Origin of the sequence: Dinoroseobacter sp. S76, from assembly GCF_049801095.1 — a bacterium.
Classification (GTDB): domain Bacteria; phylum Pseudomonadota; class Alphaproteobacteria; order Rhodobacterales; family Rhodobacteraceae; genus Dinoroseobacter.
The window spans coordinates 103,553-116,066 of sequence record NZ_JBNAGH010000006.1; the positions used below are offsets into that span (position 1 = coordinate 103,553).

14 protein-coding genes are annotated in these 12,514 nt (G+C 58.5%); 8 read left to right on the forward strand and 6 right to left on the reverse strand.

What is annotated here, in order from left to right:
* Positions 1-30 precede the first annotated feature (30 nt).
* Complete coding sequence (secB, locus tag ACP153_RS16680; protein WP_424972151.1) at positions 31-540, forward strand: protein-export chaperone SecB; 510 nt, start codon at positions 31-33, stop codon at positions 538-540.
* Between the two features lie 4 nt (positions 541-544).
* Here the strand turns inward: secB and dnaQ are convergent, their stop codons facing one another.
* The 4 genes from dnaQ to ACP153_RS16700 are packed head-to-tail and all read right to left on the reverse strand — an operon-like array spanning position 545 to position 3,255.
* On the reverse strand, positions 545-1,237 hold the full coding sequence (gene dnaQ / locus ACP153_RS16685; protein ID WP_424972152.1) for a DNA polymerase III subunit epsilon: 693 nt from the start codon (positions 1,235-1,237) through the stop codon (positions 545-547).
* A complete protein-coding gene (coaE, locus tag ACP153_RS16690) occupies positions 1,230-1,826 on the reverse strand; it encodes a dephospho-CoA kinase (protein WP_424972153.1) in 597 nt (198 codons plus the stop codon). Before coaE ends, dnaQ begins: the two co-directional genes overlap by 8 nt.
* Positions 1,823-2,659 carry a shikimate dehydrogenase gene (locus tag ACP153_RS16695; protein WP_424972154.1) on the reverse strand — a complete coding sequence of 279 codons (837 nt, stop codon included), beginning with the start codon at positions 2,657-2,659 and terminating at the stop codon, positions 1,823-1,825. The genes coaE and ACP153_RS16695 overlap by 4 nt, the downstream gene beginning before the upstream one ends.
* A complete protein-coding gene (locus tag ACP153_RS16700; RefSeq protein ID WP_424972155.1) occupies positions 2,656-3,255 on the reverse strand; it encodes a Maf family protein in 600 nt (199 codons plus the stop codon). Before ACP153_RS16700 ends, ACP153_RS16695 begins: the two co-directional genes overlap by 4 nt.
* Before the next feature lie 382 nt (positions 3,256-3,637).
* On the opposite strand from ACP153_RS16700, the gene ACP153_RS16705 reads away from it, so the two are divergent.
* The 7 genes from ACP153_RS16705 to ACP153_RS16735 all read left to right on the forward strand — a co-directional run bounded on the left by ACP153_RS16705 (position 3,638) and on the right by ACP153_RS16735 (position 10,993).
* Positions 3,638-4,075, forward strand: a complete 438-nt coding sequence (locus tag ACP153_RS16705) for a CopD family protein (protein ID WP_424972156.1) — start codon at positions 3,638-3,640, stop codon at positions 4,073-4,075.
* A 133-nt stretch (positions 4,076-4,208) separates the two neighbouring features.
* The gene (gene rho, locus ACP153_RS16710; protein WP_424972157.1) at positions 4,209-5,480 is read left to right on the forward strand and encodes a transcription termination factor Rho; all 1,272 of its coding nucleotides are present in this window, start codon (positions 4,209-4,211) and stop codon (positions 5,478-5,480) included.
* A 19-nt stretch (positions 5,481-5,499) separates the two neighbouring features.
* Entirely contained in the window at positions 5,500-6,789 is a 1,290-nt protein-coding gene (gene mnmE, locus ACP153_RS16715) for a tRNA uridine-5-carboxymethylaminomethyl(34) synthesis GTPase MnmE (RefSeq protein WP_424972158.1), read from the forward strand.
* A gap of 13 nt (positions 6,790-6,802) precedes the next feature.
* A complete protein-coding gene (mnmG, locus tag ACP153_RS16720) occupies positions 6,803-8,662 on the forward strand; it encodes a tRNA uridine-5-carboxymethylaminomethyl(34) synthesis enzyme MnmG (RefSeq protein WP_424972159.1) in 1,860 nt (619 codons plus the stop codon).
* Positions 8,663-8,669: 7 nt separating this feature from the next.
* Positions 8,670-9,272: a 16S rRNA (guanine(527)-N(7))-methyltransferase RsmG gene (gene rsmG / locus ACP153_RS16725; RefSeq protein ID WP_424972160.1), complete on the forward strand. Its 603-nt coding sequence runs from the start codon at positions 8,670-8,672 to the stop codon at positions 9,270-9,272.
* A complete protein-coding gene (locus ACP153_RS16730) occupies positions 9,265-10,071 on the forward strand; it encodes a ParA family protein (protein WP_424972161.1) in 807 nt (268 codons plus the stop codon). Before rsmG ends, ACP153_RS16730 begins: the two co-directional genes overlap by 8 nt.
* 10 nt (positions 10,072-10,081) lie before the next feature.
* Positions 10,082-10,993 carry a ParB/RepB/Spo0J family partition protein gene (locus ACP153_RS16735; protein WP_424972162.1) on the forward strand — a complete coding sequence of 304 codons (912 nt, stop codon included), beginning with the start codon at positions 10,082-10,084 and terminating at the stop codon, positions 10,991-10,993.
* A gap of 3 nt (positions 10,994-10,996) precedes the next feature.
* Here the strand turns inward: ACP153_RS16735 and ACP153_RS16740 are convergent, their stop codons facing one another.
* Entirely contained in the window at positions 10,997-11,350 is a 354-nt protein-coding gene (locus ACP153_RS16740) for a YbaN family protein (protein WP_424972163.1), read from the reverse strand.
* Positions 11,347-12,510: a radical SAM family heme chaperone HemW gene (hemW, locus tag ACP153_RS16745; RefSeq protein WP_424972164.1), complete on the reverse strand. Its 1,164-nt coding sequence runs from the start codon at positions 12,508-12,510 to the stop codon at positions 11,347-11,349. The genes ACP153_RS16740 and hemW overlap by 4 nt, the downstream gene beginning before the upstream one ends.
* Between the last annotated feature and the right edge of the window lie 4 nt (positions 12,511-12,514).

The following is a 12,514-nucleotide window of genomic DNA, read 5'->3' on the forward strand; positions in this document are numbered from 1 at the left end:
GCTCCAATCAGATAACCCGACGAGGATTCCATGGCTGACGAAACCACGAACGGCGCCGCCGCGCCGCAAGAACAGCAGGCAATGCCGCAACTCAAGATCCTGGCGCAATTCATCCGCGACATGTCTTTCGAGAACATTGCCGCGCAGAAGGGCCTGCAGGGCGATGCGCAGCCCGACATTCAGGTGCAGGTGAACCTCGACGCCAAGAAGCGTCCGACGGATAACCAGTACGAAGTCGCGATGAAGCTCAACATCACCGCCAAGACCAAGGATAGCGGTGATATGATCTTCGGGCTTGAACTCGAATATGCCGGTGTCTTCCACATCGAGAACGTGCCGGACGAGCAGATGCACCCCTTCCTGCTGATCGAGTGCCCGCGGATGATCTTCCCCTTCGTGCGTCGCATCGTGTCGGATGTGACCCGCGACGGGGGCTTCCCGCCGCTGAACCTCGACCTGATCGATTTCGTGGCGCTCTACCGTCAGGAACTCGCCCGTCGCGCCGCTGCTCAGCAGGCCGCGCCGACCGCTCAGGCCTAAGAAGTCAGCGCGCTTTTGCCCAAAGCGCGCCATCCCCAAGCTTCTCGACAAAGGCGGCGTGAGCCGCCTTTTCCGTGTCTGTGATCCGGGGCGGCAGAGGGGTCGGGCGGGCAGCAACCCGCTGCGCCTGTCCTGCAACCCCTGCCCCGGCACTGGCCGTGCGCGCGCCAAGCTCCAGTCCCGGCTGCTGACCCCCAATCAGTTCGAGATAAACCTCCGCCAGAATCTCGGAGTCGAGAAGAGCCCCGTGCTTTTCCCGCGCGGAGTTATCGACCCCGAACCGGCGGCACAGCGCATCCAGCGACGCTGGAGAGCCCGGGAACTTCTTCCGCGCAATCGCCAGGGTATCGAGCGCCTGATCCATCGGCAAAAGCGGCTTGTTGGCCCAGCCAAGCTCCGCATTCAGGAACTTCATGTCGAAAGCCGCGTTGTGGATCACCAGCTTGGCGTCCCCGACAAACTCGACAAATTCATCGACGATCGCCGCAAAGACCGGCTTGTCCGCCAGAAACTCATCACCGAGCCCATGCACCTCAAACGCCGATTGCGGCATGCTCCGCTGCGGGTTGATATATTGGTGATAAACCTTGCCCGTGGGCATGTGGTTATAGAGTTCGACCGCGCCGATCTCGACGATGCGATCCCCTTCCGAAGGCTCGAATCCGGTGGTTTCCGTATCCAGGACGATCTCACGCATCTTGGCTCTCCGATAGGCGTTGCATCACAGTGTCGACGCCCGCTTCGGCGCTGTCCAGTGTCTCGGTCGAGATGACGATATCTGCGCGCGCGCGTTTCTCGGCATCGGGGGTCTGCTTGGCAAGAATGGTGTCAAACTGCGCTTCGGTCATGCCCGGCCGTGCAAGGACCCTTTCGCGTTGCTGGTCCGCAGGGGCCGAGACGACAACCACCAGATCCATCTGATCCACCGACCCGGTTTCAAAGAGCAGAGGAATATCGAGCAAAACGGCCTTGGCCCCTTTCGCCTCCGCCTCTGCCACAAAAGCCGCGCGATCCGCAGCGACGAGGGGATGGATCAAGCCTTCGATGGTCTTGAGCACCGATGGATCGCGGGCAATCTCGGCCTTCAAGACCTCACGATCCACGCCTTCACCCGCGAGAGCGTCCGGAAACAGGGTCGCGATGGCCACTGCCCCTGCCCCGCCCGGACCATAGAGACGATGCACCGCCGCATCCGCATCCCAAACCGGGACACCCCGAGCCGCGAACATCTTGGCCGTGGTGCTTTTGCCCATGCCGATGGAGCCAGTGAGCCCGATCTTGATCATTCCGCCAGCGCGGCCGCGCGCAGTTCCGGCGTGATCTCGGGGCGAAGTCCGAACCAGCGCTCAAACCCGGGCGCAGCTTGATGCAGGAGCATGCCCAACCCGTCCACAATCGGGTTTCCACGGGCCATCGCTGTCCCGAGAAGCTTGGTGATCAGGGGGCGGTAAACGATGTCCGTGACCACGGCATCCTTGGGTAGAGCATCAATGGAAATCGAGAGCTCCGGCTGCCCCTCCATGCCCAGCGAGGTCGTGTTGACCAGCGTCGTCGCGTCCTCAAGGACGTCCGACACCCGGTGCCAATCCACCACCGTCACGCGCGGACCGAAATCATTGCGCAGGCTCTCGGCCTTTACCCGTGTGCGGTTCGCCAAGCGGATCTCCGGCGCGCCGGCCTCGAGCAGGGCCGACAGAACACCGCGCGCGGCACCGCCCGCTCCGAGAACAACAGTGGGACCGGTGCGAGGGGACCAACCCTCAGCGCCCGCGCGCAAGTTCTCGATGAAACCATAGCCATCGGTATTGTCCGCATGGATCGTGCCGTCAGGCTGGAAGGTGATCGTGTTCGCCGCGCCGATCAGCGCCGCGCGATCTGACACGCGATCCGCGAGCTCCAACGCGCGTTCCTTATGGGGCAGCGTGACATTCACCCCTTTGAAACCGAGCTTTGGCAAGGCTCGGAACACCTCCGCCAGGTCCTGGCCCTGCACATGGAGCGGCACGTAATAGCCATCGATTCCATAGGTCCGCAGCCAATGCCCGTGCAGATGCGGCGAGCGCGAATGGGCGATCGGGTTTCCGATCACGCCAGCTATGGGAACCTTGTGGTCAGTCATCCGTCGATCTCTCCCCTCAAGGTGAGATAGCTCAACAATTCCAACAAGGGGAGGCCCAAAACCGTGAAATAATCTCCATCGACACGGGCAAAGAGCCGCGCACCCTCTTCCTCGAGTTTATAGGCTCCAACCGCATGCCGGACACTCTCCCAATTTCGGGCAACGTAATCCTTGATGTAGTCAGGTTGAACGGGCCGCATGGTCAGACGCACCTGCCCCACATGGCGCCAGATCGGCTTACCCTCGTGATAAATCACCGCCGCAGAATGGAGCCGATGGGTCTTGCCCGAGAGCATCGCAATCTGTGCCTCGGCATCTTCAGGCGTTTCCGGTTTCGACAAGAGAGAGCCCTCGATATCGAGCACCTGATCCGATCCGATGACCAGCGCATCCGGCACCTTGCGCCCAACCTTCTCTGCCTTCAACTCGGCCAAGGCGTCGGCCACGTCCCGCGGCGACGCCCCTTCCGACAAGAGAGATTGTGTGATCATCTCTTCATCGATCCGCGCCGGCTCCACACGCACTGGAACCCCGGCATTCTCAAGAAGGGTCCGCCGGATCTCGGACCCGGAGGCAAGCACGATGTTGACAGCCATGAGGATACCCCTGTGGATAGTTTGACCGCGACATGTCCACGGTTTTTGCCCGTTGGAAGGTGTTCACCTTCTGGTCCAAAGACAAGTCGAATAATTGCGAAACTGCGCGAAAACCATCCCATGTGGGCTGCGAGACAACGAGACCGGTCAAAACAGGACTGCTCTGAAACGATCCACAGATTTAAAGGTTTTTCCGGGACGTCAAGCTATTGGTTTTTCAGAATCAATCTGATCCATCCACAGAATGGGGAAATCTCATCCCCAACGGGACAACTCTGTGCATAACCAAAGAATTCGACTTATCCCCAGTCCCTACATCATCATCATCTTTTCTTTTCTTTCTATTTTATGAATAGAAGATCAGACCAATGAAGGAAGACAGATGGACCTCTATCCCTGGATCAAGTCCCTGCATGTGATCTCGGTGATCGCCTGGATGGCAGGTTTGTTCTACCTTCCCCGGCTCTTTGTCTATCACGTGGAATCCGATGCGGTTGCAGGGAAGACGAAAGAGCTTTTCGAGACCATGGAGCGTCGGCTTCTCAGAGCGATCATGAACCCGGCCATGATCTCCAGCTGGATCTTTGGCCTCTGGTTGGTCATGACGCCTGGTGTGGTGGATTGGGGGGCGATCTGGCCCTATACGAAGTTCGCGGCGATCCTTGGCATGACGTGGTTCCATATGTGGTGCGCCGGCCAGCGCAAGCAGTTGCTGGAAGGCACCGCCACTGTGACCGGATCTGGTTACCGAAAGATGAACGAGGTCCCGACAGTCCTAATGCTGGTTATCGTCTTCTCGGTCATCGCGCGCCCGTTCTGACCGGAACGTGCTGAGAGATTGACTCAGATCTTCTGTCGGTCTAGGAAGCTCGCCAACCCTCCGTCCGGATGGGCATCTTCACGAATACATAAATGATCTGCGCCCCTCTGAGGCGCCAGAATGGGATATCCCAATGACTCAAGAGCGTCTTGCCCTCGCTGACCTCAAGGCTATGAGCCCGGCTGACCTGCTTCCCATGGCGGAAGAACTGGAAGTCGAAAACGCCTCCACCATGCGCAAGGGCGACATGATGTTCGCCATCCTCAAGGAACGCGCCGAAGACGGGTGGGAAATCTCTGGCGATGGCGTGCTGGAAGTGATGCAGGACGGGTTCGGCTTCCTGCGCTCACCCGAGGCGAACTACCTGCCGGGTCCTGACGACATCTACGTCTCCCCGGAGAAAATCCGTCAGCACTCCCTGCGCACCGGTGACACGGTTGAGGGCGTTATCCAGGCGCCGCGGGAGAATGAACGCTACTTTGCGATTACCTCTGTGAGCCAGGTGAACTTCCAGGACCCGGAAATGGCGCGTCACAAGGTGAGCTTCGACAACCTGACGCCGCTTTACCCGGATGAACGCCTGAAGATGGAGATCGAGGATCCAACGATCCGCGATCGTTCCGCGCGGATTATTGATCTCGTGGCGCCGATCGGGAAGGGGCAGCGGTCGCTCATCGTGGCGCCGCCGCGGACGGGTAAGACGGTTCTTCTGCAGAACATCGCCAAGAGCATCGCAGCGAACCATCCCGAGTGTTACCTGATGGTGCTTCTGATCGACGAACGTCCCGAGGAAGTCACGGACATGCAGCGCTCGGTGAAGGGGGAGGTCATCTCCTCGACCTTTGACGAGCCGGCCTCGCGCCACGTGGCGGTGTCCGAGATGGTCATCGAGAAGGCCAAGCGCCTTGTGGAGCATAAACGCGACGTGGTGATCCTGCTCGATTCGATCACGCGCCTGGGTCGCGCCTTCAACACCGTGGTGCCGTCTTCTGGTAAGGTTCTGACCGGGGGTGTGGATGCCAATGCGCTCCAGCGTCCCAAGCGGTTCTTCGGTGCTGCTCGGAATATCGAGGAGGGCGGCTCGCTGACGATCATCGCCACCGCTCTGATCGATACCGGTTCGCGTATGGACGAAGTGATCTTCGAGGAGTTCAAAGGCACGGGTAACTCCGAAATCGTTCTGGATCGGAAAGTGGCGGACAAGCGCGTCTTCCCGGCGATGGACATCCTCAAATCCGGCACTCGGAAAGAGGACCTGCTGGTCGATGCCAAGGATCTGCAAAAGACCTTTGTGCTGCGCCGCATCCTGAACCCGATGGGCACGACGGATGCCATCGAATTCCTGATCTCGAAGTTGAAGCAGACGAAGACCAATTCCGAGTTCTTCGATTCCATGAACACCTAGACAGGTTCGGACCACGGTTATGGACACGATCTTTGCGCTGGCCACGGCGCCGGGCAAATCTGGTGTCGCCGTCATTCGGATCAGTGGCCCCAAGGCGTTCGTCTTGGGGCAGGGGATGGCCGGGTCACTTCCCGCGCCACGCGGATCCGCTTTGCGTGTTCTGAAAGACGCCCAAGGGGAGTTCCTGGATCAGGCCCTTGTTCTGTGTTTTGAGGGTCCAAGTAGCTTCACAGGAGAAAATATTGTTGAATTTCAAATACATGGGTCTCCTGCGATCATCTCTGCGGTCCTAAACCGTCTGTCTGAATTTGATGATGCACGCATGGCGGAGCCAGGGGAGTTCACCCGTCGTGCGCTCGAAAATGACCGGATGGATCTTGCACAGGTTGAGGGTCTTGGGGATCTGATCGAATCGGAAACTGAAGCACAGCGAAAGCAAGCTCTGCGTACCTTCTCAGGTCACCTGGGTACGAAGGTTGAGGCGTGGCGCTCAAAGCTGATCCGAGCGATGGCTCTCCTCGAGGTGACGATCGACTTCGCCGATGAGGAAGTCCCTGAGGACGTCTATCCGGAGGTTGGCCAATTGCTGTCCAGCCTGGCGACGGACTTCAAAGGAGAAATAGAAGGAAGCTATGTGGCGGAGCGTGTCCGGTCGGGTTTCGAGATCGCGATTATCGGGGCCCCCAATGTCGGTAAATCCACATTGCTGAATGCGCTCGCAGGTCGTGATGCGGCCATTACCTCCCATATTGCTGGAACGACGCGAGACGTGGTTGAGGTCCGTATGGATCTCAAGGGTCTGCCCGTCACTGTGCTCGACACGGCTGGGCTGCGCGAAACGGAAGACGAGATTGAGCAGATCGGGATTGCGCGTGCGCTGCAGCGGGCGGAGCAATCTGACCTGCGTGTTATTCTGTCCGAGACTGGGACGGCACCTGATAGTGTTATCGCCGAATCTTCAGATCTCCTAGTGCGGGCCAAGTCTGATTTGACGGACGTTTCGCGGGGTTTGAGCGTTTCCGGAAAGACAGGAGCAGGGGTGGACAGCCTCGTCGATGCTATTCACGACAGGTTGGTTGCTCTCGTTGGTTCTGTTGGAACGGCAACCCACGCGCGGCATCGTGCAGCGTTCAAGGCGGCTGAAGCCAGTATCTCGCGCGCTCAGGAAGGAATTGCCAGTGACCTGCCTGTGGAATTGGTGGTAGAAGACCTCCGTCAAGCAACCATCCATCTCGAATCTCTTGTCGGACGCGTCGGAATTGAAGATGTGCTCGGCGATGTTTTCTCCAGTTTCTGCCTCGGCAAGTGAGGGAGTGTTTCACGTGAAACAAACGGATTTCGATGTCATCGTCATTGGCGGTGGACACGCCGGCACCGAAGCCGCGGCTGCTTCGGCGCGTATGGGCGCGCGAACCGCTCTGGTGACGCTATCGCTCGACAATATTGGCGTGATGTCTTGCAATCCTGCGATTGGTGGCTTGGGCAAGGGGCATTTGGTTCGAGAGATCGATGCGCTGGACGGCGTTATGGGGCGCGTGGCCGATAAGGCAGGTATCCAGTTTCGTCTGCTGAATAAACGCAAGGGTCCAGCGGTTCAGGGACCGCGAGCGCAAAGCGATCGCCAGATCTATCAACGAGAAATGCGGCGGGAGATGGACTCGCTCGAGTCACTGACGCTTATCGCTGCCGAGGTCTGCGATTTGATCCAATCAGGTCAAACGATCCAGGGCGTTGTCGTTTCAGATGGTGTTGAACTGCGCGCACGCTCGGTCATCGTGACCACGGGGACGTTCCTCCGCGGGACGATCCATATTGGAGACCGCAGTTTCTCGGGCGGTCGGATGGGTGACAAGCCATCCATCAGGCTTGCTCAGCGGTTTGACGAGTTCGATCTGGTACTTGGACGCTTGAAAACAGGAACTCCGCCCAGATTGGATGGAGGGACGATCGACTGGACCGCTCTCGAGTCCCAGCCTGGGGATGAAGATCCAACCCTGTTTTCTTTTTTGTCCGATGCACCAACGGCGCAGCAGATCTCCTGCGGGATCACGCACACGAATACGCGAACCCACGACATCATCCGGAATAACCTGGATCGCTCCGCCATGTATGGTGGGCGGATCGATGGGGTAGGCCCGCGCTACTGTCCGTCGATTGAGGACAAGATTGTTCGCTTTGCGGATAAGTCTTCGCATCAGATTTTTCTTGAGCCCGAAGGGCTGAACACCAACACGGTTTATCCCAACGGTATTTCGACGTCGCTGCCTGAGGATGTGCAGGTGGATTACGTTCGGAGCATCAAAGGGTTGGAGCAGGCTGAGATCCTCCAACCGGGATACGCGATTGAGTATGATTATGTCGATCCTCGCGCCTTGGATCACACTTTGGCTGTTCGTGGCCTGGAGGGATTGTACCTCGCCGGTCAGATCAACGGGACAACGGGGTACGAGGAGGCTGCAGCGCAAGGGATGATCGCTGGCCTGAACGCTGCGTTGCCTGCGGGGGAAGACTATGTCCCCAGCCGGTCTACCTCCTATATCGGTGTCATGATCGACGATCTGGTGACCCATGGAGTCGCGGAACCCTACCGAATGTTCACGTCGCGGGCTGAGTATCGCTTGGCGCTTCGGTGTGACAATGCTGACCAGCGATTGACGCCTGTTGGTCTTGAGCTTGGGTGTGTTGGTGCGAAGCGAAGAGAGCGGTTCTCGAAGAAACAGGAGCAGTTGACGGCTGTCATGAACGGGTTAGCCGCGCACAGTCTGACGCCTAAGCAGGCCAATCTCGCAGGGATTAGGGTCAATGAGGATGGTCGACGACGGTCGGGTTTGGACCTCTTGGCTCTGCCCGAAGTGAGTATTGATCAACTGGCGGCCGTCTGGCAGGAAGTAACGACGGATCCGTCCATTGCTGATCAGGTCAAAATCGAGGCGACTTATGCCCATTACGTTGCACGGCAGAAACGTGACGTCGAAGCAATGAAGAAAGATGAGGCGCTCGGAATTCCGATCGACTTCGATTTCTCGGCAATTCCGGGTTTGTCGAATGAGGTTCGGGAGAAACTTCAGCGTGCGAAGCCCGAAAACCTCGGGCAGGCATCTCGGATCGAGGGTGTCACGCCTGCTGCGCTGACCCTTGTTTTGTCGTCCATACGCAAATCGCAGCTGCGTAACGCGGGCTGAGACTGTCGTGGATCTCGATCTTGTTTCACGTGAAACACTAGAACGCCTCCGTACCTACGAAGCGCTCACCAAAAAGTGGACACAGCGGATCAACCTTATAGCGCCTGCGACAGTTGATCAGTTGTGGACGCGGCATATCGAAGATTCAGCGCAACTTTACAGCTACTTGCCAGATGCGGCGGAGACCCTCGTGGACTTGGGCTCTGGTGCTGGCTTCCCGGCCCTGGTTCTAGCGATCTTGGCTGCCGACGATAGCCCCGATCTATCTGTGCATTGCATTGAATCCGATTCCCGTAAGTCGGTTTTCCTTCGGACAGTGGCTCGGGAAACGGGAGTTCAAGTTTCAGTCTTGAATGACCGCGTTGAATCCACCTCTCCAATGCAAGCGGATGTCATCACAGCCCGCGCATTCACTGCGCTTCCCGCTTTGCTTGAGGCATCGGCGCGCCACAGGAAATCCGGAGGAGTTTGCCTGTTTCCAAAGGGCAAAACCTACGAAAAGGAACTGGCCGCAGCGCGGGAAATGTGGAATTTTGAGTACACGGCCCATCCGAGTCAAACGGAGCAGGGCACGGTTATTCTTGAAGTTGGAGCTTTCGCGCGTGTCTGATTTTTCGCAGCAAACCCGTTCGCGTGTCATTGCGATCGCGAACCAGAAGGGTGGGGTTGGGAAGACGACCACAGCCATCAACCTCGCAACTGCGTTGGCGCTGTCTGGAAAGACCGTGTTGATCATTGATCTCGATCCGCAGGGTAACGCGTCCACCGGTCTGGGCTTTCCGCCGGAAGAGCGGACTCTGTCGACATACGATTTGCTGATTGAAAATGCGGAGATCTCTGATGTTTCACGTGAAACATCTATCGAGAATCTCTACCTCGCTCCGGCGACAACGGACTTGAGCTCCGCAGATATCGAGTTGATTTCCAACAGTCGCCGTGTGTTCAAGCTTCGTACAGCGTTGACGCAGTTGTCCAACATGCCCAAGCGGATTGACTACGTTCTTGTCGACTGTCCTCCAAGTCTGAATCTCCTGACGATCAACGCGATGGTGGCGGCAGATTCTGTCCTCGTGCCGCTTCAAAGCGAGTTTTTTGCGCTGGAAGGCCTGTCCCAACTTCTAATGTCGGTGCGCGAGGTTCGAGAGACGGCCAATCCGAAGCTTCGGATCGAAGGTGTGGTTCTCACGATGTATGACCGGCGCAACAACCTTTCGCGTCAGGTTGAAGAGGATGCCCGCGAGAACCTGGGCGACCTTATTTTCAAGACGATTATCCCCAGAAATGTGCGGGTCAGCGAGGCGCCGTCCTATGCGATGCCCGTGATTAAATACGATCCGACATCCCTGGGATCGCAAGCGTATCTCGGTCTCGCCGAGGAAATACTTGAACGCCACAGCCTGGTCGCGTGAGGAGAGCAACATGAGCGCAGAGAAAAAAGCAGAGCGCCGCGGTCTCGGGCGTGGTTTGTCCGCGTTGATGGCGGATGTGAACATTGGAACTACGGAGAGTGCCGAAGCTTCAACGGTTGAGCGCTCGAATAGTGCTGACCTCCGGGTTCCGATCGAGATGGTACGCCCGAACCCGGACCAACCGCGGCGTGTCTTCACCCAAGACGACCTGGATAGTCTTGCTGACTCCATTCGCGAGAAGGGGGTTCTTCAGCCGCTGATCGTGCGACGGGATCCTGACGATGCTGAGATGTACCAGATTGTGGCGGGTGAACGTCGCTGGCGGGCGTCTCAACTGGCGCAGCAGCACGATATTCCAGTGCTCGTGCGTGAGCTCTCAGATACGGAATCCCTCGAAGTTGCGATCATTGAGAATATCCAACGCGCGGATTTGAACCCGGTGGAAGAAGCCCAAGGCTACCGTCAGCTCATGGATCGCTTCGGACACACTCAGGAGCGTCTGGCACAAGCCCTAGGGAAAAGCCGTAGTCACATCGCCAATATGTTGCGGTTGATGTCACTGCCTGAGGACGTTCTGGGCTTTCTCGCAGCGGGAGATCTGACCACTGGCCACGCTCGGGCGTTGATCACTGCGGACGATCCGAGTGCTCTGGCGCGGGAGGTTGTTCAAAAAGGCCTTTCCGTCCGGGAAACGGAGCGGTTGGCAAAGGGCACGACATCCAACACCACAGCCCCAAGAAAACCCAATGCTGGAAAGATCGAGAAGGATGCGGATACCCGCGCGCTCGAGTTGGATCTGGGCGCCAATCTTGGGATGTCCGTCTCGATCGATCACAAGCCGAACGGGGAATCCGGGGCTCTGACGATCAAGTATGCCTCGCTTGATGAGCTTGACGACCTGTGTCGGCGTCTCGGTGGCTGATCACTAGGTGCTCGGCCGTGTCCAGATAAAGAGGGACACGAGGCTCAGGACAACCGCTTGAATGATCAAGACAAAGGGCGCGACACCGAGCGCGAGGCTGATCGAAAAGGCGGCCACGATTGAAATCGTGGCAAGCCATTTCGCCCGCAAGCTGATGGCGCCGCGCTCTTGCCAGTCGAGGATGGGTTGCCCGAACTTGGGGTGTTCGATGAGCCAGACATGCAGCCGGTCCGAGCCGCGGGCATAGCAGAATGCGGCCAAAAGCAAGAAAGGCACGGTTGGGAGCAGGGGCAGGGCGATGCCGAGCACACCCAATCCCAAGGCAGCGGAGCCGCCGGTCACCCAAAGCACTCTCATGCTTCGCTCAGCAGAAGCTGACGCAGGACTGCGTTCAAAACCATCATACCTGAAGAAGTGGCGCGCAACCGGGATCCGTCCAGATCCAGAAGACCCGTGGTGATCAACTCTTCGAGCGCCGCTGCGGGCAGAGATCGACCCGCCAAGGCCTCGTAGCGGGATAGAGACACACCTTCATGCAGGCGGAGACCCATCATCAGTAGCTCATCGGCTTGATCTGCCTGAGGGATCACAGTCCGCGGTACCTCTCCATTGCCGTTTCCTTGCACCGCCGACAGCCATGCCTCGGGGGAGAGATGGGTCGAGGTTGCCCATTTTCCGTCCGCAAGGCTCAACCGTCCATGGGCGCCCGGACCGATGCCCCCGTAATCCCCGTAGCGCCAATAGATCTGATTGTGACGGGACTGGGCTTCGGTCCGCGCATGGTTTGAAACCTCGTAGGCGGGCATCCCCGCGGCGGCGCAAATCTCTTGCGTGCGCTCATACATATCGGCGCCGAGGTCTTCGCCTGGCAGACCGGAGAGACGGCCAATCGCGGCGCGCGCGCCAAAGGCAGTGCCCGGCTCGATGGTCAGCTGATAGAGCGAGAGATGGTCAACAGCCATATGAAGAGCCTCATTCAGCTCTGCCTCCCACTCCGAAAGGGCCTGATCCTGGCGCGCGTAGATCAGATCGAAACTGACCCGATCAAAGCATCCTCGCGCGATATCGAAAGCGGCGCGCGCCTCAGCAACGCTGTGCAATCGACCCAGGGCGCGCAGGTCGCGGTCGTTCAGCGCCTGCACGCCCATGGAGACACGGTTCACCCCGGCATCGCGGTAGGCCCGAAAACGACCAGCTTCCACAGAGCTTGGGTTTGCCTCCAGCGTGGTCTCAAAACTGTTGGAGATCCGCCAGGTCGCCCGGATGCGATCCATCAGGGCTGCGACCAGATCCGGGTCCATCAGGGATGGCGTACCGCCGCCAAAGAACACGGTATCGAGGACACGGTCTTTGGTTTCTCTGCCGACGCGATCAATCTCGGAGAGCAGGGCATCCTGCCAAACGGCCTGATCGACGCGGTCGCGGACATGGCTGTTGAAATCGCAGTAAGGGCACTTGGAAGCGCAGAACGGCCAGTGCAGATAGAGCCCGAACCCGCCATGCTGCCAATCCTCCATCTGG

Excerpts from the sequence above, each read along its gene's own strand:
- hemW (WP_424972164.1), bottom strand. The coding sequence starts at position 12,510 with ATGGAGGATTGGCAGCATGGCGGGTTCGGGCTCTATCTGCACTGGCCG.
- secB (WP_424972151.1), top strand. The coding sequence starts at position 31 with ATGGCTGACGAAACCACGAACGGCGCCGCCGCGCCGCAAGAACAGCAG.
- ACP153_RS16740 (WP_424972163.1), bottom strand. The coding sequence starts at position 11,350 with ATGAGAGTGCTTTGGGTGACCGGCGGCTCCGCTGCCTTGGGATTGGGT.
- ACP153_RS16700 (WP_424972155.1), bottom strand. The coding sequence starts at position 3,255 with ATGGCTGTCAACATCGTGCTTGCCTCCGGGTCCGAGATCCGGCGGACC.
- ACP153_RS16705 (WP_424972156.1), top strand. The coding sequence starts at position 3,638 with ATGGACCTCTATCCCTGGATCAAGTCCCTGCATGTGATCTCGGTGATC.
- ACP153_RS16735 (WP_424972162.1), top strand. The coding sequence starts at position 10,082 with ATGAGCGCAGAGAAAAAAGCAGAGCGCCGCGGTCTCGGGCGTGGTTTG.
- rho (WP_424972157.1), top strand. The coding sequence starts at position 4,209 with ATGACTCAAGAGCGTCTTGCCCTCGCTGACCTCAAGGCTATGAGCCCG.
- dnaQ (WP_424972152.1), bottom strand. The coding sequence starts at position 1,237 with ATGCGTGAGATCGTCCTGGATACGGAAACCACCGGATTCGAGCCTTCG.
- coaE (WP_424972153.1), bottom strand. The coding sequence starts at position 1,826 with ATGATCAAGATCGGGCTCACTGGCTCCATCGGCATGGGCAAAAGCACC.
- mnmE (WP_424972158.1), top strand. The coding sequence starts at position 5,500 with ATGGACACGATCTTTGCGCTGGCCACGGCGCCGGGCAAATCTGGTGTC.
- ACP153_RS16695 (WP_424972154.1), bottom strand. The coding sequence starts at position 2,659 with ATGACTGACCACAAGGTTCCCATAGCTGGCGTGATCGGAAACCCGATC.